The sequence below is a fragment of the Streptomyces sp. NBC_00483 genome (assembly GCF_036013745.1).
GTDB lineage: Bacteria > Actinomycetota > Actinomycetes > Streptomycetales > Streptomycetaceae > Streptomyces.
Genome location: NZ_CP107880.1, coordinates 4,915,012 through 4,940,775, shown reverse-complemented (window position 1 = coordinate 4,940,775; position 25,764 = coordinate 4,915,012). Strand labels below are relative to the sequence as shown.

Below are 25,764 nucleotides of genomic sequence, written 5' to 3'. Positions count from 1 at the left end.
TCCCGGGTTGTGACGTGAATGGAATTGACGTGAGTGGAATCTAGAAATCGTAGCCGACATGGGGTGGCCGCCCGCGCGGTGTTTTACTGCGCGGACGGCCATGGGGTATCGGGGGCTCTTGGGGGAGAGCGGGGTTACGGGGCGGGGGTTACGGGCGCCAGGCCTCCAAGAGGCCCTTGTAGAGCTCCGCGTCCGTGAGTTCCAGCGGGGTCTCGCCCGCGTGGAAGACCGCGGCGTTCTCCGCCTTCAGCTTGCGGAGGTAGTCGAAGTTCTTCGAGTCCGGGTCGCCGAACGTCACGAACTGGAAGAAGAGGGGGCGCTCGGCCGCCTTCGCGAGGGCCTCGTTCGCCGGGCGCTGGACGTCCGGGGGGCCGTCCGTCTGGAAGATCACCAGGGCCGGGGCCTTCGGGTCGTCCGACTTCTCGTGGTGCGCGACGATCTCCTCGATGGCGCGGTGGTAGCTGGTGCGGCCCATCCGGCCCGCCTCCGCGTGCCAGGCGTCGACCTTGCCCTCGTACGCGTCCAGGGTGAGGTCTCCGGAGGCGTCGATGTCCGTCGAGAAGATCACCGTGTGGACGGTGGGGGTCTCGCGGGTGTCGAGGTGGGCGGCCAGCGCGACGGTCTGCTCCGCGAGGGCGGTGGTCGAGCCGTTCTTGTAGTACGAGCGCATGGAGCCGGAGCGGTCCAGGACGAGGTAGACCGTGGCGCGGGTGCCGGTGAGGCCGCGGGTCTTGAGGGCGGTGCCGGCGGCCTGGTGGGCGGCCTCCAGGCCGGGAGCGCGGGTCTTGATCTCGGCCGGGGTGGGGTCGACGTCCTTGGTCTCTTCGGCCTGAGCCGGGGTCTTCGCCGCGACGGGGTCGACCTTTTCGGTCTTGTCGGCCTGGGCCGGGGTCTTTACCGGGGTGGGGTCGACGTCCTTGGTCTCTTCGGCCTGAGCCGGGGTCTTCGCCGCGACAGGGTCGACCTTTTCCGTCTCTTCGGCCTGGGCCGGGGTGGGCTCCTCGGTCTTGTCGGCCTGAGCCGGGGTGGGCTCCTCCGCCGTGACGGGGTCGGCCCCCTTGTCCTCTTCGGCCTGCACCGGGGGCTGTGCCCACCCGTCCCGCCCTGCGGGACGCTTGCCCACAGCGGGGGCCGCCGCATCCTCGGCCTCGACCTTGGCCTCGGCCTTGGTCTCGCTCTTGGCGGGGGCGGCAGCCTTGGCCTCGGCGGGGGCCAGGGCCTCAGTGTCGGCCTTGGACTTGCCCTTGGCGGGCTTCGCAGCCTTGGCCTTGGCGGGGGCCGCAGCCTCGGCGTCGACCTTGGTCTCGGCCTCGGCGGGGGTGGCGTCCTCGGTCTTGGCCTTGCCCACAGCGGAGGCCGCGTCTTCGGTGTCGACCTTGGTCTCGCTCGCGGCGGGAGCCGCAGCCTTGGCCTTGCCCTTGGCGGGGGCTGCCTTCTTGGCCTTGGTCTTGCTCGCGGCGGGGGCGGCGGCCTTGGTCTTGGCCTCGGCGGGGGCCGGGGCTTCGGCCTCGACCTTGGCCTCGCCCTTGGTCGCGACCTTGGCGGGGGCCGGGGCTTCGGCGTTGGCCTTGGTCTCGGCCGCGGCGACGGTCGCGCCCTCGGCGTTGTCCTTGGCCTCGGTCCCGATCTCGGGCTCCGCCGGCGCCGAGGTCGCAGCCTCTGCCTTGGCCGGAGCCGCAGCCTCTGCCTTGTCCTTGGCCGGAGCCGCCGCGTTCGCCGCCTCTGCCTTCTCCTTGGCCGCAGTCGGAGCCGCCGCCGCATCCTCAGACTTGGGCTCGGCCTTCTCCTCGGCCGCGGCCGGAGCCGCTGCCGTGACCTCGGCCGACGCCGCAGCTTCCGCCTCGGCCGCATCCTCCGACGGAGTCTCAGCAGCGGCCGTCTCGGCCTCCGCCGGTGCCGCAGCCTCCGTCTTCGGCTCGGCCGAAGGCGTCTCCTCGGCCGCAGCCTCCGTCTTCCGCTCGGTCGAAGTCGACTCCTCGGTCGGAGCCGCAGCCTCCGCCTTGGCGGGGGCCGCTGCCTCTTCCTCGGCCAGAGCCGCGGTCTTCTCCTCGGCGGGAGCCGCAGCCTCCGCCTCGGCGGGAGCCGCAGCCTCCGCCTTGGCCGGAGCCGCAGCCTCCGCCTTGGCCGGAGCCGCAGCCTCCGCCTCGGCCGGAGCCGCAGCCTCTTCCTCGGCCGGCGCCGCAGCCTCGGACTTCTCCCCGGTCGGCGCCTCCGCCTCGCCCCGCTCCGCCGCAGGCTCCCGCGGCAGCCGCTCGCCGCCCACCGGGCTCGACGGTTTCGGGACCGAGATGTTGTCGAAGGCGGCCGAGACCAGGTCGTCGGCTTCGCCCTTGGACGGAGCGGGGACCGTTGGCGCCTGGTCGGAAGCGGCAGCGGCAGGCGCTGGGTCCGCGGCGGCAGCGGTCTCGTCTTTTTTGCGCGATCGCCCGAATGCGTTCCGCAGCAGATCCAGAATGCCCATGTGCGCAACCTTCCGCATGAGTTGTCCCCGACGTCCCTGCTCCCTGGAACCCCTGGCCAGGGTGGACACGTAAGGTTAGCCGCCACGGACCGTGATCTTGGGCAGGGTCGGGTCGTTCGACCGAGCGGACAACTGCCGCCCTTTCTGTATGGATTCAGTCGATCACGCCCGACTCCGTGAGACGTGTCCGATACGCCGGTGACTGGTGTGCCGACTCCCAATAGGCCTCCCGCAGGGCCGGCAGAACCGCGTCCAGGACGGGTGCGGAGCGGGCCGCGAGGAGGAGGCGTACGGCGACCGGGTCGCCCTCAAGAGGGCGGATGGCCATGTCGGGGCGGGCGAGCGAGGTCGGCTGGCAGAGCGTCACCACCTCGCCGGTCGCGACGAGGTTGGACGCGGTCAGGTAATCACCGTGCAGGACACGGGGGTTGAGGCCCGCGGAGCGGAACGCCCGGAGCAGGCCGTCCCATTCGCCGTCCACCGTCGGGTCGATCATCCACCGGTCCTCCGCCAGGTCCGTCAGACGCACGACCGGGCTGCCGGCCGCCGGATGGTCCGCCGGCAGGGAGACGTACTGGGGTTCGCGGGCCAGGAGGACCTTGCAGGTCAGGGACTCCGGTATGCGCAGGGGGCTGCCCTCCACCTCGTGGACGAACGCCACGTCGAGGCCGCCCTCGGCCACCAGGCGGAGCAGCGCGTGCGCCGAGACGTCCATGCGCAGCGACGGCTCGTGCGGCGAACTCGCGCGCAGGCGGCGCAGCCAGCCCGGTATCGCGCGGCTGGCCGTGGAGCCGATGCGCAGGAGGCCACCGGCCGAGTCCTGCGCCATCGCGCGCGTCTCGTCGACCAGCGCGCGCAGGTCGTCCACCAGCGGGCGGGCCCGCGTGAGCAGGGTGCGGCCGAGCGGCGTCGCGCGGCAGCCGGTGCGTTCGCGGGTGAACAGGCGGCCGCCGAGGTGGTCCTCGATGCGGCGCAGCTGGGTGCTGAGGGCGGGCTGGGTCATGCCCAGGTGACGGGCCGCCTTGTGCAGGCTGCCGGTGTCCTCGATCGCGCACAGGACGCGCAGGTGCCGCACTTCCAGCTCCATGGGCGTCGAGCGTAGGCCGGTCCCGTACGTCGCACCAGAGTCACCAGCGTCAACTGTGTGGGGATAACGCGGAGTTATCGCGCAGTGGCATCTACCTCGTGCGTCCCGTCCGCCCCAGACTCTCACGCATGAACATGACACCCCCCACATCTGTTCGTCTGCTCGCCTGCGCCCTCGGCGCCGGGCTCACCGTCGCCGCCCTCGCCGCGGCCCCCGCGTCCGCCTCGTCCTCCGGGTCCACGGAGCGGGTCGCGCACTACGTCGGCTCGCACTACGCCGGCTCCGCCGAGGAGGCCGCCGCCAACAAGGCCTTCTTCCAGGCCGTCCTGAAGTCCGTCGCCGAGAAGCGGGCCGCCAACCCAGGCGCCCAGTCCGTCACCGTCTCGTACGACGCCTCACAAGCGCCCACCTTCCAGCAGCAGATAGCGAGCAGCGCGTCGATCTGGAACGCGTCGGTGTCGAACGTGAAGCTCCAGGCCTCGTCCGGCGGGGGCGACTTCTCGTACCGCGAGGGGAACGACTCGCGCGGTTCGTACGCGTCGACGGACGGGCACGGCAGCGGCTACGTCTTCCTGGACTACGCGCAGAACCAGGAGTACGACTCCACGCGCGTGACCACGCACGAGACGGGCCATGTGCTCGGCCTCCCCGATCACTACGAGGGGCCGTGCAGTGAGCTGATGTCGGGCGGCGGTCCTGGCCCCTCGTGCACCAACTCGAACCCGGACGCGAACGAGAAGGCACAGGTGGAATCCCTGTGGGCCAACGGGTTCGCCAAGGCCCTGCACAAGGCCGAGGCCGAGCTGCGCTAGGGCCCCAGGGCCTGTCTTCGAACTCCCGTCAGGCCCTGGCGGATCCGACGGACGAGGCGCGCGGCCCGGCCCCCACCTGCGAACTGACCGCAGCGGGCCGCCGTCTCTCTTCCCTCACCCGGCCGCCGCCCGTCTCCCCACGGGCGGCGGCCCGGTGCGCTCAGCCGTGCAGCGTCAGGTCCACCAGGAGCGCCCGGTGGTCCGTGTCCGCGAGGTCGATGAAGCGGGCCTTGTCCGCCGAGAAGTCGTCGGTCACCAGTACGTGGTCGATCTGCGTGCCCAGCGGTCCGGGCGCGGTCGACGGCCAGCTCGGGGTGCGGGCGTGGCCGGTGAGGCGGGCCGCGTCGTGCAGCGGCCCCGCGTCGAGGATCCGGCGGAACGCCGCGTGATCCTGCGTCGCGTTGAAGTCCCCCGCCATGATCCCGGGCCCTTCGGTGGCCCGCGCCGCGTCCGCGAGGCGGCCCAGCTCCGTCTTCCACAGGCCCACCTGGTCGGGCAACGGCGGCATGGGGTGCACGAGTTGGAGGCGCACCGCGTGACCGCGTACGTCGGCGGTGGCGGCCGGCATGCCCATCGTCCCTGCCACCGTCGGCGCCGCCTTCAGCGGGAACCTGCTGAGGATCATCGAGCCTTCCGAGCCGTCCGCCGCCACGGCCTGCCGGTGCGGGTAGCGGGTGCGCAGCGACTCGCGGTCCAGCGCGTCCCGGCAGGGCTGCCCGCACTCCTCGACGAAGACGATGTCGGGGCGGTGCCGGGCGACCGTGTCGATCAGCGCGTTGGTGCCGCGGCTGAACTGGACGTTGGACGCCAGCACCCGGACGCCGGAGACGGGGGCGCCGTCCGGCTCGCCGTCCGTCCCGTACGGCTCCATGTACCAGGCGAGCGCGCCGAGTACGGCGAGGCCCCAGACCAGCCCCGTACGCCAGCGCGACAGCAGCGCGAGGAGCAGGGCGGCGGCCGTGGGCGCGATCAGCCAAGGGAGGAACGCGAGGAGCTGGGGGACGGGGGTCACCGCGTCGCGGTCCGCGGCCCGGCAGCCGACCACCACGCTCACCCCGACGAGCAGCAGCGCCGCCGCCCACGCCCCCGTCCTGTTCACACGGCGGCGCCCGGCGCCCCGCGGTTCGTACCGCGGGGCGCCGGGCGCTTCGTCCGTGATGTGCTGCTGTCGCTGGTCCAAGACCCGGCCCCCGTCTCCGTACCGGTCTGTTCGGAGCCCTCCAGGTTAGCCGGGGCGCCCCGCTGTCAGGCCGGTTTGGCGGCCCCGGGGTTGGGCGCGCGGCCGTGGTCCGTGGCGAGGGCCCAGATGACGAAGACGCCGATGGCGATGGAGATGAGCGACCACACGGGCGCGTACGGCAGGAACAGGAAGTACTCGACGACGTAGAGCGCGCCGAGGGCGATGCCCGCGCCGCGCGCCCAGTCCTGGCCCTTGAGCACGCCCCAGCCGGTGACCGCGACGAGCGCGCCGATGACCAGGTGGATCCAGCCCCACGTGGTGAGGTCGAAGGCGTAGACGTAGTCGCCGATCCGGCTGTAGACGTCGTCCTTGGCGATGGCGGCGATCCCGTTGAGGACGCCGAGGCAGCCGCTGACCAGCATCAGGACGCCGGCGAACAGGGTGCCGCCGGCCGCCCAGGCGCCGCGCGGGCTCTCGCCGAGCGTGGGGTCAGGGTCGGGCGTGCGGTGGTCCTGGGACCAGGCGGTCGTCTTCTCGGTTTCCGGCGGTGTTTGTGTCATGCGGGCGCCTCCTCGTGTCACTGGAATGCTCGCGCCGGAGCAGGGAGGCGGCATTCCGCGCGCGGCTGAACGGGTGCCGGCCGAGCCACACCGCGAGCGCCACCACCACGCCCACCGCGAGGATCACCCACGACGCGGTCCGCATCGGCGAGGTCAGGGCGTCGTAGACCGCGGCGGTCGCCGCCTTGTTCGCCGCGTCGGAGATGTCTTCGAGCGTCAACGCGCGGGCGAGCGGCAGCGCGATGAGCAGCGCGGCCGCGCCCAGGGCGGCGCCGAGGGCGGTCAGGGCGAGCGCGGGACGGCGCCGCCGGGCGAGCGCGAGGCCCGCGACGGCGCACACGACGGCGGCCAACGGGAGCCAGGGGCCCGCGAGTTGGAAGGCGTGGAAGCCCTTCCGCAGCCCGGCCAGGTCGCCGGCGGACAGCAGGGTGACCTCGGTGTGGGCGACCGGGATCCGCTCGGCGAACGGCACCCCGTTCTCCTCCAGCTGCTGCTTGACCTGCCGGGTGACGGGGGCCAGGTCGAGCGTGACGGGCCCCGTGGTGCCCTCGTCGAGGGCCTGTTGCACGGCGTCGTGGGCGGCGCGGTTCGCGGTGTTCCAGGCGCCCCGGAAGGCGTCGGTGTCCGTGAACGAGACGACCGCGTCGTGCAGATAGTCCTCGACGACCGATGCGAGCGCGCCCACGTCGAGGTTCTTCATGACCCCCGTGGTCACCGCGTCGGCGACCGCGTTCTGCACGTCCGGGTCGCCGGCCGGCGGCGCCATCGCGGACACGTACCGGTCGCTGTCCCCGATCTCGTACTTCGCCCAGGTGGAGAGCGTGCCGAGCGGGACGAGGAGGCAGGCGAGGACGAGCAGAACGGCGGAGGCGGTTCTTCGGATCACCGTTCCAGGCAAGGCCCCGGCCGCGCCGTGCGCGACCGGGGTGCCTGCATACGGACTACCGCCCAGGGCCTACTTGCGGTTGTAGAGGCGCATCGTGATCGGCCCGAACACGGCGATCAGCAGCGCCGCCCAGCCCAGCGACCACAGCACCTCGGCCGTCGGCCAGTCGCCGTCCATCAGGCCGCGCACGGCGGACGCGACGTGCGTGACCGGGTTGTTGTTGACGAAGGCCTGCAGCCAGCCCGGCATCGTCTCGGGCTTCACGAAGATGTCGCTGAGGAACGTCAGCGGGAAGATCACCATCATGCTGACGCCCATCACCGACTTCTCGGTGCGCAGCAGCAGCCCGAACATCGTCCAGATCCACGAGAACGCGAAGGAGAAGACCAGCAGGACCGCGATGGCCGCGACGACGCCGAGCACCCCGCCGTCCGGCCGGAACCCCATGATCAGGCCGACCGCGAGCATCACGACGGACGCGATCGTGTAGCGCAGGGCGTCGCCGAGGAGGTACCCGACCATCACGGACGGGCGCCAGATCGGGAGCGTACGGAAGCGGTCGAAGACGCCCTTCTCGATGTCGGTGTTGACCGAGATGCCCGTGTACATCGTGATCATCACGACCGACATCACGAGGATGCCGGGCAGCAGGTACTGGATGTACTCGCTCGGGGAGCCTGCCAGGGCGCCGCCGAACAGGTACGTGTACATCAGCACCATCATCACGGGGAACGCCGTGACGTCGAAGAGCTGCTCCGGCACGTGCTTGATCTTGAGGATCGCGCGCCAGCCGAAGGTGAGCGACGTGGACACGGCGCTGGGCCGGGGCGGGCGTTCCTTGGCGATGAGCAGCTCGGCGAGGGACTCGGCGCTGACCGGGGCGAGCTCCTGCGCTTCGGTACTGGGGGTGGTCGTGATGCTCATGCCGTCGCCTCCTCGGACTTCTGGTCCTGTCCGGACTTCGGGTCCTGTACAGGGTTCTGGTCCTGCACGGGCTGGTCGGTGAGGGCCAGGAACACCTCGTCGAGGCTGGGCTGGCCGAGGGCGAAGGTGTCCACGGTGATGCGGGCGGCGGCCAGTTCGGCGAGCGCGCGGGAGGCCTGCTCGGCCGCGCCCCGGCCGTTGTCGGCGCCGCCGACGCGGGCGGTGAGCGCCACGGGGTCGGGCTCCAGGACCACCTGGGCGTCGAGCACGGTGTTCAACAGCCGCTCGGCGTCCGGTCGTTGGTCCGCGTCGCGCAGGCGTACGTGGACGGATCCGGAGCCGACCGACGACTTCAGCTCGCCCTTGGTGCCCTCGGCGATCACGCGGCCCTTGTCGATGACGGCGATCCGGGCCGCCAGCTGGTCGGCCTCGTCGAGGTACTGGGTGGTCAGCAGGACCGTCGTGCCCTGCGCGACGACCGCGCGGACGATCTCCCACACCTGGTTGCGGCTGCGCGGGTCGAGCCCGGTGGTCGGCTCGTCCAGGAACAGCAGGTCGGGGGTGTTGAGGATGGACGCGGCGATGTCGATACGGCGCCGCATGCCGCCCGAGTAGTTCTTCACCTGGCGGCTTGCGGCATCCAACAGGCCGAAGGCGTCGAGTAGTTGGTCGGCGCGCGCGGCCGCAGGCTTCTTGCCGTGGCCGGTCAGGCGGGCGAGCAGCACGAGGTTCTCGTGGCCCGTCAGGTCCTCGTCGACCGACGCGTACTGTCCGGTGAGGCTGACGCGGGAGCGCACCGCGTCGGCCTCGCGCACCACGTCGTGGCCGAAAACATGGGCCTCGCCCGCGTCGGGCCGCAGCAGCGTGGCGAGCATCTTCACGGCGGTGGTCTTGCCCGCGCCGTTCGGCCCGAGCACTCCGTAGACCGTGCCGGCCGGGACGGTCAGGTCGATGCCGTCGACGGCGCGGTTGTCGCCGAAGGTCTTGACGAGGCCCGCGGTCTCGATGGCCAGGCCGGTCGTGGTGGCGGTGGTGCTCATGTCGGGTGCCCCTCTCGGTCACGTCACAGAGGAAGACCGGGGCTGCGACGGGAACTCATCGGCCGCCCGCTCCGCGCCACCGGGTCTCCGGTGGAGCACTGGGCCGAACGGGTGTTTCCTGGACGTGGGGGCGTGGGGATCTTGGGCTCACTTTTGGGAGGCCGATCATGCGCCGAACCACTCCGGCCCTGGCTGCCGCCGGGCTTCTGGCGGGCGGACTGCTCGCCGTGACCGCCGCGGCACCGGCCAGTGCGAACAGCGGGGACGTCGTCTGGGGGACGGTCGTCTCGCAGTCCGATCTCAACCTGCGCTCGGGGCCGAGCACCTCGGCATCCGTCGTGTACCGGCTCGCGCCGGGCAGCCAGGACCGTATCGAGTGCGCCACCGACGGCTCGTCCGTGCACGGCACCTCGACCTGGTACTGGTTCACCGGCGCCCGCGGCTGGGCCAGCGCCGCGTACGTCGACACCGGCGGCCACGGCGTGCCGAGCTGTACGTCCGGGGCACCGTCCGACGGGCCGCGGCACGATCATGACCACGGCCCGAGCGGCTGGTACTACCGGGAGACCGAGACCCGGGAGTTCGGCGTCACGTACTAGTTCGGCATCATGCGTCGGAGCGATAGAACGTACGTTCTATACGGGTGCGTACTCGCTCGCCGAGTAGTACCGGTAGTACGTGCCCACGAACGTGGACGCCCCGACGATCAGGCCGAGCATGATCGACCACAGGATCGCGGGATCCGAGAGGCTGTGCAGGAAGCCGACCGCGATGCCGGCGAACGCGCCCCAGGCCGAGGCCCGCGCGAGGAAGTGCCGGCCCGCCTGCTGCTTCGACCAGTGGTGGATGCCGAAGCAGAGCGCCGCCACGATGATGCCCGTGACGAAGCCGAGCGCGATGTTGCCTCCGGTGACCTCGCCGCCGAAGCGGTCGATGCTCGCCGCCCAGAAGCCGTACGCGATGCCGGTCACGACGGGAACGACGACGGCCGCGCTCGTCGGGGAGAGAGCAGCACTACTGGTGCCGCGTCCGGCGGTGCTGCGTCCGGTGGTGCCACGTCCGGGTGCGGGTGCCGCATGCTGAGCCATGACGGGCTCCTTTCTGCCAGGCCCCCTCGGATGCCCCGAGTTCCGCTTTCTTCGCCTTCCATTGACCTCTCGTGGCACGCCCTTCGCAACATGCGCGCGGTGGCGCTCCGTGTTTCGCTGAGCGCATGAACATCCTGCTCCTGGGCGCCACCGGCATGGTCGGCAGCCGTATCGCCGCAGAGGCCCTGGGCCGCGGCCACAGCGTGACCGCCGTCAGCCGCTCGGGCGACGTTCCCGTCGCCGGTGTCACGGCCGTCGCGGCGGACGTCTCCGACGTGCAGCGGCTGTCGGAACTCGCGGGCGGGCACGACGCCGTGGCCTCCGCCCTCGCGCCGCCCCGTGACGGATCCGACCCGCAGAAGCCGTTCCTCGCGCTCAACCAGTCCGTGGTCGCCGGGGTGCGCGGGTCCGGGGTCGCGCGGCTCGTGGTGGTCGGCGGGGCGGGCAGCCTGGAGGTCGCGCCGGGCGAGGCGCTGGCGGACCAGCCGGACTTCCCCGACGCGTACCGCGGCGAGGCGCTCGCGCACCGGGACGTGCTCGCGTATCTGCGCACGGTCGACGACCTCGACTGGACGTACATCTCGCCGGCCGCGGAGATCGGCCCGGGGGAGCGCACCGAGGAGTTCCGGGTCGGCGGCGACCGGCTGATGCAGGACGCGAACGGCGAGAGCCGGATCAGCGCGGAGGACTACGCGCTGGCCTTCGTCGACGAGATCGAGCGCGACGCGCACTCCAGGAAGCGCATGTCGGTGGCGTACTGAGCCACGGCCCCCTGAACGGCCGAGTCCGCGGTCTCCTCCTTCGGCCGGTACGCGTACAGCTCGGCGTCCGCCTCGTTCTGGTACGGCGCGCGCTCCGCGGTCCTGCGGAGCACGGTGATCGCGGCGTCGTCGCTCGGCGGGCCGTACCGGTGCTCGCGCAGGTCCTCCGCCAGGCGGCGCAGCAGCGCCTCGGGCGGGTCCTGCGCGCCGCGCGGGGACACCAGTCGCGGCAGCCGCTCGCGTACGGGGTAGAAGGTGCCGTCCTCGTCACGGCACTCGGTCACGCCGTCGGTGAAGAGGATCAGCGTGTCCCCGACCCCGAAGGGCAGCCGGGCCACGCCGGGCCCCGCGGCGCTCAGCGTGCCCATGCCGAGGGGGAGTCCGGCCGGGAGGTCGGGGGTGTGCACGCGGCCGTCCGCGGTGACGACCAGCGGCGGCTCGTGCCCGAAGTTGACGACGTCGACCACATCGGGGGACGTCGGCGGGAAGTGCAGCAGCAGTCCGGTGGAGAACGCGTCCGTGAGGCCCTCGTCGTTCGTGAGCCGGGTCCAGGCGCTGTAGCGCTGCATGGCGATCTCCAGGCGCCGGGCCACCTCGTCGATCCGCTCCTCGTGGTACGCCGCCTCCCGGAACGCGCCGAGCAGCCACGCCGACGCGGACACCGCGGGCAGGCCCTTGCCGCTGACGTCGCCGAGGACGGCGCGCACCCCGTACGGCGAGGGCTGGAAGTCGTACCAGTCGCCGCCGACGCGGGCCGCGCGGGCGGCGGGCTGGTAGAAGTCGGCGATGCGCAGGTCCTCGAAGCGCTCGGGCAGTCCGCGCATCACCGCGCGCTGCGTGGCCTCGGCGATGTCCGTGAGGGCCTGGAGGCGGGCCCGCTGCTCCTCCCTGCGACGGGCGATGAGCACGCCGAGCAGGCCACCGGTGCCGATCATCAGCGGGCCGAGCACGGCCCAGCCGCCGCTCGGCAGCGGCGCCACGGCCTGCAGCCCCAGGTAGGCGATGATCAGCAGCCCGGTGACGACGGCGGTGACGATCACGGGGGCGAGCAGCGCCACGACGATCGGCACGAGGCCGAGCAGGGCGCGCGCCCGGAAGTCCGCGGGCGTCGCCACGTCGAGCGTCGTGATGATGAGCGCCATCACCGCGACGAGCAGCACCACGGCACGCCAGCCGCCCGTGGGGCGGGAGGCGGAGGGAGCCGCGCCACGGATCGAGGAGTAGAAGCTGCTGGAGCTGCGGGATGTCATCACATATGAGAATGCGGGGCATTCGTCGCGAGGAGTAGGGACCAAGGTCCGTACGCCGGTGAGATCCGGGTCTCAGTGCACCGGGACGCTCACGAAGCGTGAGGTCACGTGCAGGTCCGCCGCGATCAGCGCCGCGGTGTCCCGCAGCGCCTCGGTCCACGCGTCGTCGTCCCCGCGGCCCTGGTGGGCGGTGACGTCGAGCGCGGAGACGACCCGGCCCGCCCGGTCCCGCACCGGCACGGCGACGGACCGCAGCCCTGCCTCGGGCCCGTCGGCCACGGCCGACTCCCCGTCGCCCCGGAGCAGCAGCCCGGCGGCCGTGTCCTTCGCGGGCAGCCGGGAGCCGACGCCGATGTCGACGCTCATGACCCGGCGCGGCGTCACCCGCGCGGTGCACCGCACACGGTCGCCGTCCGGCACGGACAGGCCGACGGATTCACCGAGCCGCTTCGACAGGGCCGCGAGGTGCGGAGCGGCGATGCGGGGGAGCGTGGTGCGGGAGAGCGGGGCGCAGCCGAGGGTGAGGACGCGCGGGGTGAGACGGAAGGCGCGGTCCTCGTGGGTCACGTAGCCGAGGTGCTCGTAGGTGATGAGGGCGCGGCGGGCCGTCGCACGGGCGAGCCCGGTGGCCTCGGCGATCTCGGTGAGCGTCAGGGTGGGGTGGGCGCTGTCGAAGGCGGTAAGGACGCGGAGGCCCCTGGCGAGGGACACAACTGGGGCGCGTTCAATATCAGCCCCGCCGGCGTTTGAGGCGCGGGGTCCGGGGCGGCGCCCCGAGGCGTGGGAAGAGGTGGCCAGCACGGATTCCATCGACCGCACACACGCCTCCAACGGCCCCCGTACCGCCCCCGCCAGCTCCCCGGCGGCATGCCGGCTCGTATGGCTCACCACGCTCAGGGCACAGACCACGGAACCGTCAGGACCCCTCACCGGCACCGCCACCGCGACCAGCCCCCGCTCCACCAACTGATCGTCGACCGCGAGGGAAAGGCCGTCCCGGAAGACCAGCCCCGGCGCACACCCACCCCCCGGCAGCGCGTCGCCCACCCGGAAGCTGATGGACAGGGCGCGCCTGCGCAGCACCTGGTGGACGAAGCGGATGCCGTCGCCGTCGGGGACCGCGAGGGAGACGGATTCGTCGAGCTCGTCGGCCAGTTCGTCGGCGAGCGGGCCGAGGACCCCCGGCACCCGCAGCGCGTCCAGGCAGGCGTTGGCGACGGTCATCAGGGGCGGGGCGAGCGAGGCGTCACGCCCGTCGAGGCGTACGAAGCCCAGATGGGCGAGGGTCGCGCAGATCCGGTCGACCGTGGAGCGGGCCAGGCCCGTGGTGCGGGCCAGGTCGGCGAGGGCGAGCGTGCCGTCCCCGCTGTCGGCGGCCGTGAGACTCCGCAGCACGTCGAGGCCGCGCATCAGCGGGGCGACGGCCTCGGCGGGCGGCTGCGGGGTCACGGACGGGGACGGCACGGTCGGCACTTCGAGCACGGGGCCACGGTAAGCGACCACGGAGACCGCGTGGACGACACAGTCGACTATCGGCCGAGCAGTTCGATGATCCGGTCGAGGGTGGCGGGGGCCAGATGCCGACGCAGCGCCTCGACCACATCGTCCGGGGTCCCCCGGCTGTCGATCTTGATTACGCCGTAATCGCGGCCGCGCTTCTCCTTGCGGGCGGCCGGGACGGTCGCGGCGGCATCCGGCTCGCCGGGGAGCACCTGCTCCTCCTTCGGGAGGCGGGCGATGCGGCGGGCGTCCTCGATGGAGACACGGCCGTCGGCGAGCGCCTCCTGGATGTCCTCGCGCAGCTTCATCAGCGACAGGCGCTGGGAGATGAAGCCCTGCGTCTTGCCGATCCGGGCGGCGACCTGGCGCTGCGAGTAGCCGTAGGAGGTGATCAGGCCCTGGATGGCCTGCGCCTGCTCCAGTTCCGTGAGGTCGTCGCGCTGCACGTTCTCGATCAGCGCGTCCTCGTCGGAACGCGTCGCATCGTCCCTGACCAGGACCGGAACCTCGTCCAGGCCCGCCATCCGGGCCGCCGCGAGCCGCCGGTGGCCGTGCAGGACGACGTACGGGGCCTTGCCCACGGCCTCCTTGTGGTGCGGGCGCGCGGCGAGGAAGACGGCGGCGGAGACGACGCCGAGGGCCTGGAGGACGCCGCGTTCGCGGACCGTCTCGGCGAGCCCGTCGAGGTCGCGCAGCTCGTGCCGCGGGTTGTCCGGGTTCTCGGTGAGGTCGCCGATCGCGACGGTGAGCGGCTTGGTGTCGGGGCGTCTGCGCTGGGCGGGCGCCGCGGCCTGCTCCTCGGCGGCCGCCTTCTCGGAGGACAGGAGCGAGGACAGGTCGGTACGACGCCCCATCAGACGGTCACCTTCTTGCTGCGGGAGGACTTGGCGGCGGGCTTCGTGGCGGTCTTCGTGGCGGTCTTCGCGGCAGCCGGAGTGGCGGCCTTCTTGGTGGTCTTCGCGTCGGCCTTCTTGGCCGTCTTCTTGGTGCTGCGGGCCGGGGCCGGGATCGCCGCGAGGCCCACCTCCAGGGCGAGCCGGAAGAAGTCCTCGCGGGCCTGGAGCGCGACCCGGTTGGCGCCGTACTGCGTGACGACGAGGCCGTCCGCGCTGGCCCGCGTGTGCAGCTTGTAGTGGCGCACGACGGTGCGCGCGAGCGGCCAGTCCTGCGCCTCGACGAACGCGCGGGTCTGCGCCAGATCGGCCTTGCCGTCGCGCGGGTCCCAGTTGTTGATGACCACGCGGAAGGGCAGTCCGCGGGGCTTCACGACCCGCTCCACCGTGCGCTGCGTGGGCTGGAAGCCGAGCGGCTCCGGCTCGATGGGGACGATGACGTCGGTGGCGTTGGAGAGCACCGCGCGCAGGGCGTCGGCTGCCGCGCCCTTGCCGAGAGGGTCGGTGCCGTCGTCGTCGGCGAGGTCGAGCCAGCCCGGGGTGTCGACGAAGACGTGCTGGGCGGACGGGATACGGGAGAGCGCCGCGAGCCCCGAGAGGTCGTCGTGGGCCTGCACGAAGTCGAAGGGGAGGCCCTCTCCGACCCGCTCCGACCACCACACGGCCGAGCCCTGCGGGTCGATGGAGACGGCGACGACGGGCGGCCGCTCGGCGTCGGGGGCGCCCGCGCCGAGCACGTCGGCGGTGACGGCCGCGAGGTTCACGGCGAGCGTGGACTTGCCCACGCCGCCCTTCTGATTGAGGATCACGTGTACGTTTGCCACGAAAGCTCCCTAACTCAATGAACCGGGAAATCCGGTGCATTTGGGGCGGTTGTTCGTGGTCACTCTGGCAGCGTGGGCGCCGCGGGGCGGGGTGTACACGCCGGGGAGCGCAGGCCGCGCAGCAGCAGGGGTGTCCCGAGCAGCAGCACTCCGGCGAGCGCGAGCGCCCCGCGCGTCCCGATCAGTGCCGCGAAGACGCCCCACACCAGCGTGAGCGCGGCGGTGACGGCCCGCTGGGTGACGGTCCAGGCGGACAGCACGCGCGCCACCCGGTCGTCGTCCGTCAGCCGCAGCCGTTCGGCCGCCATGACGGGGCTGAAGACGGCGGAGCACGTGATGAGGCCGAACTCCACGACGACCACCACGAGCATCCCCGCGACTCCCGGCCCCACGAACGCGAGCCCGATCGGCCAGCACGCCCGGACCGACCCGCTCACCAGGAGCACCCGCCGCTCCCCGTACCGCCTCACCAGCGGCTCGGTGAGCCGGGAGCCGGCGAGCCCGCCCAGGCACGGGATCCCGAAGACCAGGCCGTACTGCCAGGGGGCGAGGCCCAGGTCGTCGAGGAGCAGCACCGCCATGAGCGGGGCGCCCACCATGATCAGGGCGTTCACCAGGCTGTTGTTGAGGAACAGGGCGCGCAGCCGGGGCTGCCGCCACAGATGGCGCCAGCCCTGCGCGATGTCCGCGGCGCTGAACCGGCCGCCGTTCGGGCTGCGCGCGGGCTTCGGCTCGGGTGCGCGGATGGCGCGGACGCCCACCGCCGACAGGACGTAGCTCACCGCGTCCAGGAGGACCGTCGTCAGCGGTCCGAAGGCGCCGATGAGCGCACCGCCGAGCGGCGGTCCGACGGCCGTGGCGGTCCACTGTGTCGACTCGAACCGGGCGTTGGCTGCCAGCAGGCCCTCGTCCGGGACGAGCGCCTTGAGGTGGGCGCCGCTCGCCGCGCGGAACACGATGTCGGCGGCGGCCACGACCACGGAGACGAGGACGAGTTGAGTGAAGGTCAGCGCGTCGAGGGCGTACGCGAGGGGCAGCGTGAGCAGGGCCGCGCAGCGCACCAGGTCCGCGAGGACCAGCACGGGCCGCTTGCGCCGGAACTCGATCCACGGACCGAGCGGCACCGCGAGCAGTGCGCCGACCGCGAGTCCGGCGGCCGACAGGAACGACACCTGTGCGGCGCCGCTGTGCAGCACCAGGACGGCGATCAGCTGGAACGCGTCGAGCGCGAGCCACGAACCGGCGGTGCTCACCGCGAAGGCGGCCCACAGCCACCCGAAATCCCGCCCGAGCCGCATGCCCCGCCCTCTCGTCCCCGCCACTGGTTCCCGCCCCTGATTCCCGTCTCCGACCGGGAGATACAAGCTCCGAGCGGCGCGCCGCGGCAAACAACCGGCACTCATATCCGTACAACCAATGGTTGTATGGAGAGCGTGGACCCGGAAACCGTACGCACCTTCGTCGCCGTCGCCGACGAGGGGCAGATCCAGATCGCCGCCGCCGAGCTCGGCATCACCCAGCAGGCCGCCTCCAAGCGCGTCGCCGCACTGGAGCGGGAGCTCGGCGTGCGCCTCTTCACGCGCGCCCCGCGCGGCGCCCGGCTCACCCTCGACGGCGAGACCTTCCTGCCGCACGCGCGGGAGCTGCTCGCGGTCGCCGAGCGGGCCGCCGACTCCGTGCGCGGCGGCGGGCGCCCGCTGCGCGTGGACGTGCTCGGCTCCAACGTGATCACCAACGGGGTCGTGCAGGACTTCCACCAGGCCCACCCGCACCTCCCGCTCGACGTCGTCGCCCTCGGCCACGGCGGGCGGGCCGCGCTCGCGTCCGTACGCGAGGGGCGCATCGACGCCGCGTTCTGGACGCGCGCGGTGCCCGAGGACCGGCTGCCGCGCGAGGTGCGCAGCGCCCGCGTCATCGACGAGCCGGCCATCATTGTCACCGGCGCGGCGCACCCCCTGGCGGACCGCCCCGAGGTCACGCCCGCCGAGCTGGCCGGGCACCGGATCTGGATGCCCGGCATGGTCAAGGGCAGCGAATGGGCCGCGTATTACGAGGAGTTGGAGCGCGCCTTCGGTCTCACCATCGACGTCGGCGGCACCACCTTCGGCGGCGGCCACCTGCTGCGGACGGTCGCGGCGGCGGACGACGTGGCCACCATCATGGGCACCCGCACCCCCCTGACCCGCCCCGCCGACATCGAGCTCCGGTTCATCCCCGTACGCCGTCCGACGCCGCTCTACCCGCTGTCGCTGCTGTGGCGGGACGACAACCGGCACCCCGGTCTCGCGGCGCTCCGTGCGTATCTGACGGACCGGTACGAGCGGCAGGAGGACGGCTCGGGCGACTTCTGGACGCCGGGCTGGGCGCGTTGAGGCCGGGCTCGGCGCGCTGAATGTCGGGTTGGGCGCGTTGACGCCGGCGGTAGCCCACACGGCTGGCCACCACATGCGTGAGGCGGCGGGGGCCCGCAGGCTCGGAACATGCGCATCCGTACACCGCTCGTCGCCGCCACCGTCGCCAGCCTCCTGCTCCTGACCGCTTGCGGGGACGACAGCAAGCCGGACCCCATGCGGAAGGACCAGTGGGCCCTCGACGCGATGAAACTGCCGGCCGCCTGGGACACGTCGAAGGGCGACGACACGACCATCGCCGTCGTCGACTCCGGCGTCGCCACCGACCACCCCGACCTCAAGGGCCGGCTCGTCGACGGCCACGACTTCGTCGACGGCGACGACGACCCCAAGGACCTCAACGGCCACGGCACCCACGTCTCCGGCATCGCCGCCGCCCACACCGACAACGGAGTCGGCGTCGCGGGCGGCGCGCCCGGCGCCAAGATCATGCCGGTGCGGGTGCTCGGCGCGAACGGCTCCGGGTCCAACGGCAACATCACCAGGGGCATCGTCTGGGCCGCCGACCACGGCGCCGACGTCATCAACCTCTCGCTCGGCGAGGGCGTCCTGATGACGAAGCTGCTCCAGGGCGGCATCCTCAACCAGGCCATCCAGCACGCCCACGACAAGGGCGCGGTGGTCGTCGCCGCGGCAGGCAACGACGGCGCGGACACCCAGCCGTACAAGGTGGACACGCCGGTCCTGGTGGTCGGCGCGAGCACCGAGAAGGGCACGGCGGCCGACTTCTCCAACTTCGGTGCGGAGCAGGCCGTTTCGGCCCCCGGCGAGGACATCCTCTCCACGCTGCCGACGTACACGACGAAGGAGACCCTGAAGGACACGTCCGGCTACGGGAAGCTCTCCGGCACGTCGATGGCGGCGCCGTACGTCTCCGCGCTCGCGGCGCTCCTGCACCACCAGGGGCTCGACCCCGACGAGATCATCTCCACGATCCGGGAGACGGCCACCAACCCGAAGCACAACGACAAGCTGGGCCTCGGCATCGTGGACGCGGAGGCGGCGGTGAAGAAGGCGGACAAGGACTCGTAATCAGTCGTCGTGATCAGTCGTTGTGATCAGTCGTCGTGGGTCTCGGGCTCGTCGTTGCGGCTGTTCCGTCTGCGCACCCGGCGCATCCGGAACACCGCGGCCAGGACGATGAGCCCGACGCCCGCCGCCACTACGGCGATCGCCCCGGACGACACCGACGTCACGTCGACCTCGAAGGTCATCTCGTCGCCCCACGGTTTGCCGTCGCTCGTCGTGTAGAGCTGCGCCGTCAGATGCGCCTTGCCGTTGGCCTTCGCGGTGACGTCGATCTGGGAGGTGTGGCTCGCCGAGCCCTCGGCCGACACGGAGATCACGCCGTCGTTGACCTTGAGACGCTCGGAGTCGCTGGACGTGACGCGCAGTTCGAGCCCGGAGACCTCCTGCTGGAGCGCGTTGTCGACCGTGACCGGGATCGAGGCGTCGCCCGACGTGACCGTGACGGTCGTCTTCGGCACCAGCCGCAGCGACTTCACCGACGTCGACAGGAAGTCCGTCGTACGGTCCTGGAACGTCCGCTGCGCCGAGTCCTCCTCCACCCGCCAGGCGGTGGCCAGGGCGCGGGCCATCGCCGCGTGCACGGACGCCGTGGTGTCCTTCGGGTCGGCGAGCACCTTACTGAGGGTCGCGAGCCGGTCCAAGTTGCCCGCAGCGTCGGTCAGTTGTTCCTTGTCCAGCTCGCCGGCGCGCAGCCGTGCCGGGTACGCGGACGGGGACGCGGCCGTCCCCTTCACCGGGTCGTCGTCGGCCGCGCGGAGGTCCTGGAGGTCGAGCCAGCCGTCGTCGGTGCCGGAGTCGATGGCGGCGCCGAGCGCGTCCGCCGCCGTTCCCGACATATTGCGGGGCGGTACGAGGACCGGGCGGGCGTTCGCCTTCACGAGCGCGGTGATGTGGTCGACGGTGTCCTTGTCGGCGGTGTCGGGGCTCGCGGAGGCGCTCGCGCTCGGGGACGACGTGGAGTCGCCGGACGACGGCGACGGTGACGGTGACGGGGATGTCGCGGAGGGAGTGGGGTCGGGCGCCCGGTCCTTGACGCGGCCGAGCGCGGTCGTGAGGTCGGCCTCGTAGGGCAGCGCCGTCATCGCGTCGTCGCCGCTGCCCACGGTCACCGGCTCTGCGCCCGCGGGCGTGAGCCCCTGGCCCGAGGCGAGCACCCGCGTCACGCCCAGCTTGGCGCCGAGCGCGGTCACGTCGGAGTCGAGCGCGCCGTCGGCGGGCCAGCCGAGCCCCGCGCGGGTGCCGATGCCGAGGATCCGGTCGACCCGCTTCTTCGTGTCGGCCGCGAGCCCGGACACGACCTCCGTGAGGTCGTCGGTGTCGGTGCCGGGGTGATGGGCCAGCGAGGCAAGGTCCGTGTCGGCGTACGGGAGGAGCCAGACCTCGCGGCCCTCGACGGCGTCCCGCAGCGCGCTGAGCCAGGAGCGGGCCGCGCCTTGTCCTGTGCCCTCGGTGGTGTCCTGCGGGCTGGCGGAGTCGGAGTTCTTCGCGACGCGGTAGCCGGTGGACATCTCCTGCGCGGCGATCACCACGTCCGGGTCGAGCACCCAGCTGACGTCGCGGCCCTTGCCCGCCTCGACGACCTCGCGCAGCCGGCCGCCGGGCGCGAACAGGCCGGCGAGCGAGTCGTCGTCGAAGACCGGCTTCGCGTCCGCCCCCGAGCCGAGCGCGGCCGCCGTCATGTGCGGGGTCGTGGTCACCGGCCAGACGACGGCGGCCTGTGTGGGGTCGTCCGCCGCGGTCGCCTCCGGCGTCGTACCGGGGAGGGCCGTGGCCCCGAGCACCATGGCGCACACGACCCAGGCCCGTGCCGTCCCGTTCCTCGCCATGCCGCCTCGTTCCCCTCTGCCGCCGGTCCCTGAGGTCTTGAGGTAACACCGTGGAGGGGGCCGGTACGAGGACCGGACGGCCGGGCGGCGCGTCGGCGTCAGCCCTCCCGCTCCTCCAGTTCGGAGCCGATCCGCAGCAGGTTCCCGTCCGGGTCGACGAGCGCGAACTCCCGCATCCCGTACACCGTGTCGTCCGGCTCGACGAGCCGCGGCGTCGCGTCGGGGGCCTGGCTCAGGCCGACGCCCCGCCACTCCTCGTACAGGGCGTCCGCGATGTGCGCGCCCCCGTCGAGCCGCAGGTACGCGGCGTGCGCGGTGCTCAGCGGGTCGGTGTCGGGGGCGTGGAAGAAGTGCAGTTCGACGGTGTCGCGGACGAGGATCAGATAGCCGTCGTCCGGATAGTGGGCGTCGGCGGTGAAGCCGAGGTCGGCGTAGAAGGCGACGGTCGCCTCCAGGTCGCGGCCGGGCATGACCGGGGCGACGCGGCCGGTCGTCGGGGTGCGGGACATCGGGCCTCCAGGGGCGCTCGGCCGGGGCGCCGATGTCGCCCGATAGAGTGCGGCTCCCGACGTCGACGGCCTTGACGTGACCTTCCTGAGCATGACGTACGACCTACGAGGTACCTGGCAGTGACTCCCGCGACACCCGCGTCTCCCGCGCACCCCGCAGGACCCGTGGCGACCGTCGTCGGGATCGGGGCCGACGGCTGGCCGGGCCTCCCGGACACCTCGCGCACCGCGCTCCTCGCCGCCGACGCCGTCCTCGGTGGACCGCGCCAACTCGCCCTGCTGCCCGCCGAGTGCGCCGCCGAACGCGTCCCGTGGCCCTCGCCCCTGCGCCCCGCCGTCCCTGCTCTCCTCGACCGGTACGCGGGCCGCCGCCTTGCGATCCTGGCCAGCGGCGACCCGATGTTCTACGGGATCGGCCGGACCCTCACCGAGATCGCGGGCCCCGACGCCGTCCACGTCCTCCCGCACCCCTCCTCGCTCTCCTACGCGTGCGCCCGGCTCGGCTGGCCCGTCGAGGACACCGAGGTCGTGACGCTGGTCGGCCGCCCGGCGGACCGCCTCACCGCCGCACTGCACGACGGCCGCCGCGTCCTGGTCCTCTCGGCGGGCGCGGACACCCCCGCCGAGGTGGCGGCGCTGCTCACCGCGCGCGGCTTCGGCCCCAGCCGCCTCACCGTCCTGGAACAGCTCGGCACCGAGCAGGAGTCGGCGTACGAGGGCGTGGCCGAGGTGTGGCCGCACGCCCCCGGCGACCCCCTCAACGTCATCGCCGTCGACTGCCGCCGCGGCCCCGACGCCCTGCGCCTCGGCGCGGTACCGGGCCTGCCCGACGCCGCGTACGACAGCGACGGCCAGCTCACGAAGCGGCATGTGCGCGCCGCGACGCTGGCCGCGCTCGCGCCCGCGCCGGGTGAGCTGCTGTGGGACATCGGCGGCGGCTCGGGCTCGATCGCGATCGAGTGGATGCGCACGCACCCCTCCTGCGCCGCGTACACGGTGGAGAAGGACCCGGTACGGGCGGAGCGCATCGCGGGCAACGCGTCCCGCCTCGGCGTCCCGACCCTGCACGTGGTGACGGGCCCGGCGCCCGCCGCCCTGGCCGAACTCCCTTCTCCCGACGCGGTGTTCATCGGCGGCGGCCTCACGGCGCCGGGCCTGCTCGACGCCTGCTGGGCGGCGCTCGCGCCGGGCGGCCGCCTGGTGGCCAACACGGTCACCCTCGAATCCGAGGCCCTCCTGGCGGACTGGTACCGCCGCCACGGAGGCGAGTTGGTGAAGCTCTCCGTCGCGCACGCGGTGCCGGTCGGCGGCTTCACCGGATGGCGGCAGGCGATGCCGGTCACGCAATGGTCAGTAACGAAAACAGGGGTTGAGGATCGATGACCGTCTACTTCATCGGGGCGGGCCCCGGAGCCGCGGACCTGATCACCCTGCGCGGCGCGCGCACGCTGGCGGCGTGCCAGGTGTGCCTGTACGCGGGTTCACTGGTCCCGGAGGAGCTCCTCTCCGAGTGCCCACAGGACGCACGCCTCATCGACACGGCGAACCTCGACCTGGACGCCATCGAGCGCGAATACGTGGCCGCACACGAGGCGGGCCACGACGTCGCCCGCCTCCACTCCGGCGACCCGTCGGTGTTCTCCGCGGTGGCGGAACAGATGCGCCGCCTGGACGCACTCGGCATCCCGTACGAAGTGGTGCCCGGCGTCCCGGCGTTCGCGGCGGCGGCAGCGGCCCTGAAGCGCGAACTGACGGTGCCGACGGTCGGCCAGACGGTGATCCTGACCCGCATCGCCCAGCAGGCCACGCCGATGCCTCCCGGCGAGGACCTGGCGACGCTGGGCGCGAGCGGCGCACTCCTGGTCCTGCACCTGGGCGCCCGCTACGTGGACCGGATCGTCGCCGAACTCGTCCCCCACTACGGCGAGGACTGCCCGGCCGCGGTGGTCGCCTACGCCAGCCGCGCCGACGAACTGGTCCTGCGCGGCACGCTCGCCGACATCGCGGACCAGGTGAAGGGGGCGGGCGTGCTGCGCACGGCGGTCATCCTGGTGGGCCGCACGCTCGGCGCTTCGCAGTTCCGCGACAGCCACTTGTACTCGACGGAACGCGACCGGCACGTGTGCTGAGTCGGGGAACTCAGATCTCGTAACTCAGGTCTCGTGAACGGTGGACCGACGCCCGATGTGCACGACCCACACCACCAGCTCGCCGTTGTCGATCGTGTAGATCACGCGGTAGTCGCCCACTCGGAGGCGGCGCCTGTCGGGCTGGGAAACCAGCGCGGTGGTGTTGAAGCCGAGCGGATCGCTCTCCAGCTCGGTCAGTTTGGCCAGGATGCGGAGTGCCATGGCGCGCGGGATCTTGCGCAGTTCGGCCTGTGCCTCGGGGTGGAAGACGGTGCGGTACTCACTCACCGCGCGCCAACGTCTCCCTCATGACGTCCTCGATCGGGACGCCGGCCGAGGGCTTCGCCATGCGCTCGTCGATGATGCGGTTGATCTCGCGCTCTTCCCATTCCTGGTACTTCCGCAGCACCTCGATGGACACAACGGCGGCGACCTCTTTGCCGCGGCGCGTGATCACCGTGGGCACGTCGTCCCGGTCGGCCCGCTCCACCACCTCGGCCAGGTGCGCGCGGACATCGCGGATGGACTCTATGGGCAGCGGCTGCGTCATACGCTCAAATGTACCTAGTGTGCCATGTGTACACATGATGGCCGATGGCCGATGGCCGATGGCCGATGGCCGATGGCCGTTGAACCGGCTCACCGGGCCCTCCTGCGCGTGAACGTGAGCCTCGCGCCCGGCTTCGCGGCTTCCGGTGGTCTGCTGCCGAGCCACGGGCGGGTCGGCAGGACGGGCAACCGGCCGGTGTTCAGGGCGAATTGGGGCAGCGAGACGTCGAACGTCGCCGCTATCGCGTCCAGCGCGCGGTTCTCGTCCGAGAGGTCGGCGGCGGGTCCTGTGGGGTCGGGGAACAGTAGGGCGGGGGAGAGTGCGGCGGGGATCGTGCCCGTTTCCTGGCGCTCGTTCTCGTGGACCGTGAAGGCGTACCGCTGCTCGCCGTCCTCGGCGCACGCGAAGTGGAACAGGCCGGGTTCCCACCAGACCGTGAGGGCGCGGGTGCCGTGCGACAGGGCGGTGCCCGGGTGTGTCAGGCGGTCCGGGTCGAAGGCCGGCAGGCGCCCCGACTCGGCGTCCGGCCAGAGGCCCGACTCGAAGGCGAAGCTCCAGCCGTCCAGGGCGCCGATCCTGGCCAGAGGGGTGCGGGGGCCCTGCCGTCGCGGCTGCGCGAAGGGAAGGTTCCGCAGGTCGGACTCGGCCGCCACGGGCTCCAGCGGTCCCGCACCGAACCGCTCCGCCAGCTCCTCGGGGCGGATGTCCTCCACAAGAACGAACCGGTAGGCGTCCCGGCGCAGTTCGGCCCTCGGGTGCCACTGGGTCAGCCATCCGAGCCCGTCGGGCACCACCACCGGCTTCGGCTCATTCCGGTCGGCGGGCGCGGCTGCCGTCTGACCGGCGCGAGGCGTGGTGAGCAGTTCCCGGCCGCGTTCCGGCGTGACGACCGGGCCCAGCAGCGGGTCGCCGAGCAGGCCGAACGGTGCCACGTGGTCGTCCCGATACGGTTCCCAGCGCGGGACCGCCGCCGCGAGCACCCGCCAGGCGCCGTCCGTGTCGCCCCAGCGCGCCAGCTCCCTGGCCTCGACGACCGCGCGCCCGAAGGGCCCCGGCGACGCGTACTCGTACGTACGCTCCCTGATCCGCGCCAGCACGGCCGCGGCCCGCTCCCGGTCCGTCGCGTAGTCCTCGGTCACCGGGCCGAGCACGAGGTCGTCGCGCTGCCCGCCCTCGCGCACGTGGTGGAGCGCCTTCAAGGGCAGCACCTCGCCCGCGTACAGCGGATCGTCCATGCGCGGGTCGACCGGCACCCAGCCGCCGCCGTCGCCGAGCAGTGTCCGCAGCTGTGCGGCCAGCAGGCCGGCCCGGGGCCTGCCGAGTTCCCCCGCTTCACGGAAGACGTCGAGCGCGTTGTCCAACTCGCCTCTCAGGCAGGCGAGTCGGGCATCCTCCACTCGCGAGTCGAGGTCCCGCGTCACCGCGTTCTCGAAGCTGGAGTGACCGCTGCCCAGGCGGTAGAACTCCTGGTACATGTCCTCCATGAACGCGCGGAACGACGGGTACCGGCCCGGCCGTTCACCACTCCACCCGTGGTACACGTACACCGCCCACTCCCCGTCGGCGCCCACGTCGCCCGGGTCGAGCAGCACATCCGTCATGTCCGAGTCGAGCGACAGCTGTAGCGCCCGCCCCCACATGCCGGCCAGGAGTACCTCGTCGTCGGGCGCGTCCTCGTCCAGATACTCCTCGTACAGCGCCTGCTGCCCGTACGGATCCCCGTACGGCCCGATGTCCGCCGCCCCCGCCAGCAGATAGACCCAGCCGCCGGCGTGCCGCCACCCGTCCGTCGTCTCGAGGAACCCGCGCAACGACGGCGGCAGCGGCACGTCTATCCCGAGCCCCCGGATCCGCTCCTCCAACGCCGAGACGGCCTCCGCCCCGGCCGGTTCGAAGCCCAGCCAGCGGTCCCGCACGACGTCCTCGTCCAGGTCCTCGAACACGTCCGAGTCCTCGGCGCGCCGCGCCTCCAGCCATTCCTCGCTCCACCGCTTGAGCAGCGGCCCCCACCCCGAGTTCCCCATGAACGCCAGGATGGCACCCG

At 72.6% G+C, this 25,764-nt stretch carries 25 protein-coding genes; 7 read left to right on the top strand and 18 right to left on the bottom strand.

Annotated features, from left to right (window positions below):
• Positions 1-148: 148 nt before the first annotated feature.
• Together OHA73_RS21985 and OHA73_RS21980 are read right to left on the bottom strand one after the other, a co-directional pair.
• Positions 149-2,461 (bottom strand): VWA domain-containing protein, encoded by a 2,313-nt coding sequence (locus OHA73_RS21985; RefSeq protein ID WP_327655921.1) that lies wholly within the window; start codon positions 2,459-2,461, stop codon positions 149-151.
• Between the two features lie 154 nt (positions 2,462-2,615).
• Positions 2,616-3,548 carry a LysR family transcriptional regulator gene (locus OHA73_RS21980; protein WP_266711805.1) on the bottom strand — a complete coding sequence of 311 codons (933 nt, stop codon included), beginning with the start codon at positions 3,546-3,548 and terminating at the stop codon, positions 2,616-2,618.
• Positions 3,549-3,676: 128 nt separating this feature from the next.
• On the opposite strand from OHA73_RS21980, the gene snpA reads away from it, so the two are divergent.
• Complete coding sequence (gene snpA / locus OHA73_RS21975; protein WP_443063110.1) at positions 3,677-4,360, top strand: snapalysin; 684 nt, start codon at positions 3,677-3,679, stop codon at positions 4,358-4,360.
• A gap of 160 nt (positions 4,361-4,520) precedes the next feature.
• Here snpA and OHA73_RS21970 read toward each other — a convergent pair whose 3' ends face one another.
• The 5 genes from OHA73_RS21970 to OHA73_RS21950 form a co-directional block, all read right to left on the bottom strand.
• Positions 4,521-5,519 carry an endonuclease/exonuclease/phosphatase family protein gene (locus tag OHA73_RS21970; RefSeq protein WP_443063223.1) on the bottom strand — a complete coding sequence of 333 codons (999 nt, stop codon included), beginning with the start codon at positions 5,517-5,519 and terminating at the stop codon, positions 4,521-4,523.
• An 86-nt stretch (positions 5,520-5,605) separates the two neighbouring features.
• Complete coding sequence (locus OHA73_RS21965) at positions 5,606-6,100, bottom strand: DUF7144 family membrane protein (protein ID WP_267069927.1); 495 nt, start codon at positions 6,098-6,100, stop codon at positions 5,606-5,608.
• Positions 6,030-6,986: a hypothetical protein gene (locus tag OHA73_RS21960; protein WP_327655920.1), complete on the bottom strand. Its 957-nt coding sequence runs from the start codon at positions 6,984-6,986 to the stop codon at positions 6,030-6,032. Before OHA73_RS21960 ends, OHA73_RS21965 begins: the two co-directional genes overlap by 71 nt.
• Positions 6,987-7,055: 69 nt before the next feature.
• Positions 7,056-7,910: an ABC transporter permease gene (locus OHA73_RS21955; RefSeq protein ID WP_327655919.1), complete on the bottom strand. Its 855-nt coding sequence runs from the start codon at positions 7,908-7,910 to the stop codon at positions 7,056-7,058.
• On the bottom strand, positions 7,907-8,950 hold the full coding sequence (locus OHA73_RS21950; RefSeq protein ID WP_267069930.1) for an ATP-binding cassette domain-containing protein: 1,044 nt from the start codon (positions 8,948-8,950) through the stop codon (positions 7,907-7,909). Before OHA73_RS21950 ends, OHA73_RS21955 begins: the two co-directional genes overlap by 4 nt.
• 167 nt (positions 8,951-9,117) lie before the next feature.
• Between OHA73_RS21950 and OHA73_RS21945 the strand changes: the two genes are divergently transcribed.
• Positions 9,118-9,549, top strand: coding sequence for an SH3 domain-containing protein (locus tag OHA73_RS21945; RefSeq protein WP_266711795.1), 432 nt, complete (start codon positions 9,118-9,120; stop codon positions 9,547-9,549).
• A gap of 36 nt (positions 9,550-9,585) precedes the next feature.
• On the opposite strand, the gene OHA73_RS21940 is transcribed toward OHA73_RS21945, so the two are convergent.
• Positions 9,586-10,038 (bottom strand): hypothetical protein, encoded by a 453-nt coding sequence (locus OHA73_RS21940; RefSeq protein ID WP_327655918.1) that lies wholly within the window; start codon positions 10,036-10,038, stop codon positions 9,586-9,588.
• Positions 10,039-10,163: 125 nt separating this feature from the next.
• On the opposite strand from OHA73_RS21940, the gene OHA73_RS21935 reads away from it, so the two are divergent.
• On the top strand, positions 10,164-10,799 hold the full coding sequence (locus tag OHA73_RS21935) for an NAD(P)-dependent oxidoreductase (protein ID WP_266711791.1): 636 nt from the start codon (positions 10,164-10,166) through the stop codon (positions 10,797-10,799).
• Here the strand turns inward: OHA73_RS21935 and OHA73_RS21930 are convergent.
• From OHA73_RS21930 to OHA73_RS21910, 5 genes are all read right to left on the bottom strand, one after another.
• Complete coding sequence (locus OHA73_RS21930) at positions 10,727-12,049, bottom strand: PP2C family protein-serine/threonine phosphatase (RefSeq protein ID WP_327655917.1); 1,323 nt, start codon at positions 12,047-12,049, stop codon at positions 10,727-10,729. The genes OHA73_RS21935 and OHA73_RS21930 overlap by 73 nt on opposite strands.
• A 72-nt stretch (positions 12,050-12,121) precedes the next feature.
• A complete protein-coding gene (locus OHA73_RS21925; RefSeq protein ID WP_327655916.1) occupies positions 12,122-13,531 on the bottom strand; it encodes an IclR family transcriptional regulator domain-containing protein in 1,410 nt (469 codons plus the stop codon).
• A 47-nt stretch (positions 13,532-13,578) separates the two neighbouring features.
• Entirely contained in the window at positions 13,579-14,403 is an 825-nt protein-coding gene (locus OHA73_RS21920; RefSeq protein ID WP_327655915.1) for a ParB/RepB/Spo0J family partition protein, read from the bottom strand.
• Positions 14,403-15,266 (bottom strand): ParA family protein, encoded by an 864-nt coding sequence (locus OHA73_RS21915; protein WP_327655914.1) that lies wholly within the window; start codon positions 15,264-15,266, stop codon positions 14,403-14,405. The genes OHA73_RS21920 and OHA73_RS21915 overlap by 1 nt, the downstream gene beginning before the upstream one ends.
• 59 nt (positions 15,267-15,325) lie before the next feature.
• Complete coding sequence (locus tag OHA73_RS21910; RefSeq protein WP_327655913.1) at positions 15,326-16,564, bottom strand: MFS transporter; 1,239 nt, start codon at positions 16,562-16,564, stop codon at positions 15,326-15,328.
• A gap of 135 nt (positions 16,565-16,699) precedes the next feature.
• Between OHA73_RS21910 and OHA73_RS21905 the strand changes: the two genes are divergently transcribed.
• Together OHA73_RS21905 and OHA73_RS21900 are read left to right on the top strand one after the other, a co-directional pair.
• Positions 16,700-17,638 carry a LysR family transcriptional regulator gene (locus OHA73_RS21905; protein ID WP_266718713.1) on the top strand — a complete coding sequence of 313 codons (939 nt, stop codon included), beginning with the start codon at positions 16,700-16,702 and terminating at the stop codon, positions 17,636-17,638.
• A gap of 108 nt (positions 17,639-17,746) precedes the next feature.
• Positions 17,747-18,709, top strand: coding sequence for a S8 family peptidase (locus OHA73_RS21900; RefSeq protein ID WP_266711779.1), 963 nt, complete (start codon positions 17,747-17,749; stop codon positions 18,707-18,709).
• A 26-nt stretch (positions 18,710-18,735) separates the two neighbouring features.
• Here OHA73_RS21900 and OHA73_RS21895 read toward each other — a convergent pair whose 3' ends face one another.
• Together OHA73_RS21895 and OHA73_RS21890 are read right to left on the bottom strand one after the other, a co-directional pair.
• Positions 18,736-20,532, bottom strand: coding sequence for a DUF6049 family protein (locus OHA73_RS21895; RefSeq protein WP_267069938.1), 1,797 nt, complete (start codon positions 20,530-20,532; stop codon positions 18,736-18,738).
• A gap of 98 nt (positions 20,533-20,630) precedes the next feature.
• Positions 20,631-21,041 (bottom strand): bleomycin resistance protein, encoded by a 411-nt coding sequence (locus OHA73_RS21890; RefSeq protein ID WP_266711775.1) that lies wholly within the window; start codon positions 21,039-21,041, stop codon positions 20,631-20,633.
• 120 nt (positions 21,042-21,161) lie between these two features.
• Between OHA73_RS21890 and cbiE the strand changes: the two genes are divergently transcribed.
• Both cbiE and cobM read left to right on the top strand, forming a co-directional pair.
• Entirely contained in the window at positions 21,162-22,424 is a 1,263-nt protein-coding gene (gene cbiE, locus OHA73_RS21885; protein ID WP_443063109.1) for a precorrin-6y C5,15-methyltransferase (decarboxylating) subunit CbiE, read from the top strand.
• The gene (gene cobM / locus OHA73_RS21880) at positions 22,421-23,170 is read left to right on the top strand and encodes a precorrin-4 C(11)-methyltransferase (RefSeq protein WP_266711773.1); all 750 of its coding nucleotides are present in this window, start codon (positions 22,421-22,423) and stop codon (positions 23,168-23,170) included. Before cbiE ends, cobM begins: the two co-directional genes overlap by 4 nt.
• A gap of 24 nt (positions 23,171-23,194) precedes the next feature.
• Here the strand turns inward: cobM and OHA73_RS21875 are convergent, their stop codons facing one another.
• The 3 genes from OHA73_RS21875 to OHA73_RS21865 form a co-directional block, all read right to left on the bottom strand.
• Positions 23,195-23,458, bottom strand: coding sequence for a type II toxin-antitoxin system RelE family toxin (locus OHA73_RS21875; RefSeq protein ID WP_267069939.1), 264 nt, complete (start codon positions 23,456-23,458; stop codon positions 23,195-23,197).
• Positions 23,451-23,720 (bottom strand): type II toxin-antitoxin system Phd/YefM family antitoxin, encoded by a 270-nt coding sequence (locus OHA73_RS21870; RefSeq protein WP_266711769.1) that lies wholly within the window; start codon positions 23,718-23,720, stop codon positions 23,451-23,453. Before OHA73_RS21870 ends, OHA73_RS21875 begins: the two co-directional genes overlap by 8 nt.
• An 89-nt stretch (positions 23,721-23,809) precedes the next feature.
• Complete coding sequence (locus tag OHA73_RS21865) at positions 23,810-25,744, bottom strand: SMI1/KNR4 family protein (protein ID WP_267069940.1); 1,935 nt, start codon at positions 25,742-25,744, stop codon at positions 23,810-23,812.
• Positions 25,745-25,764 lie beyond the last annotated feature (20 nt).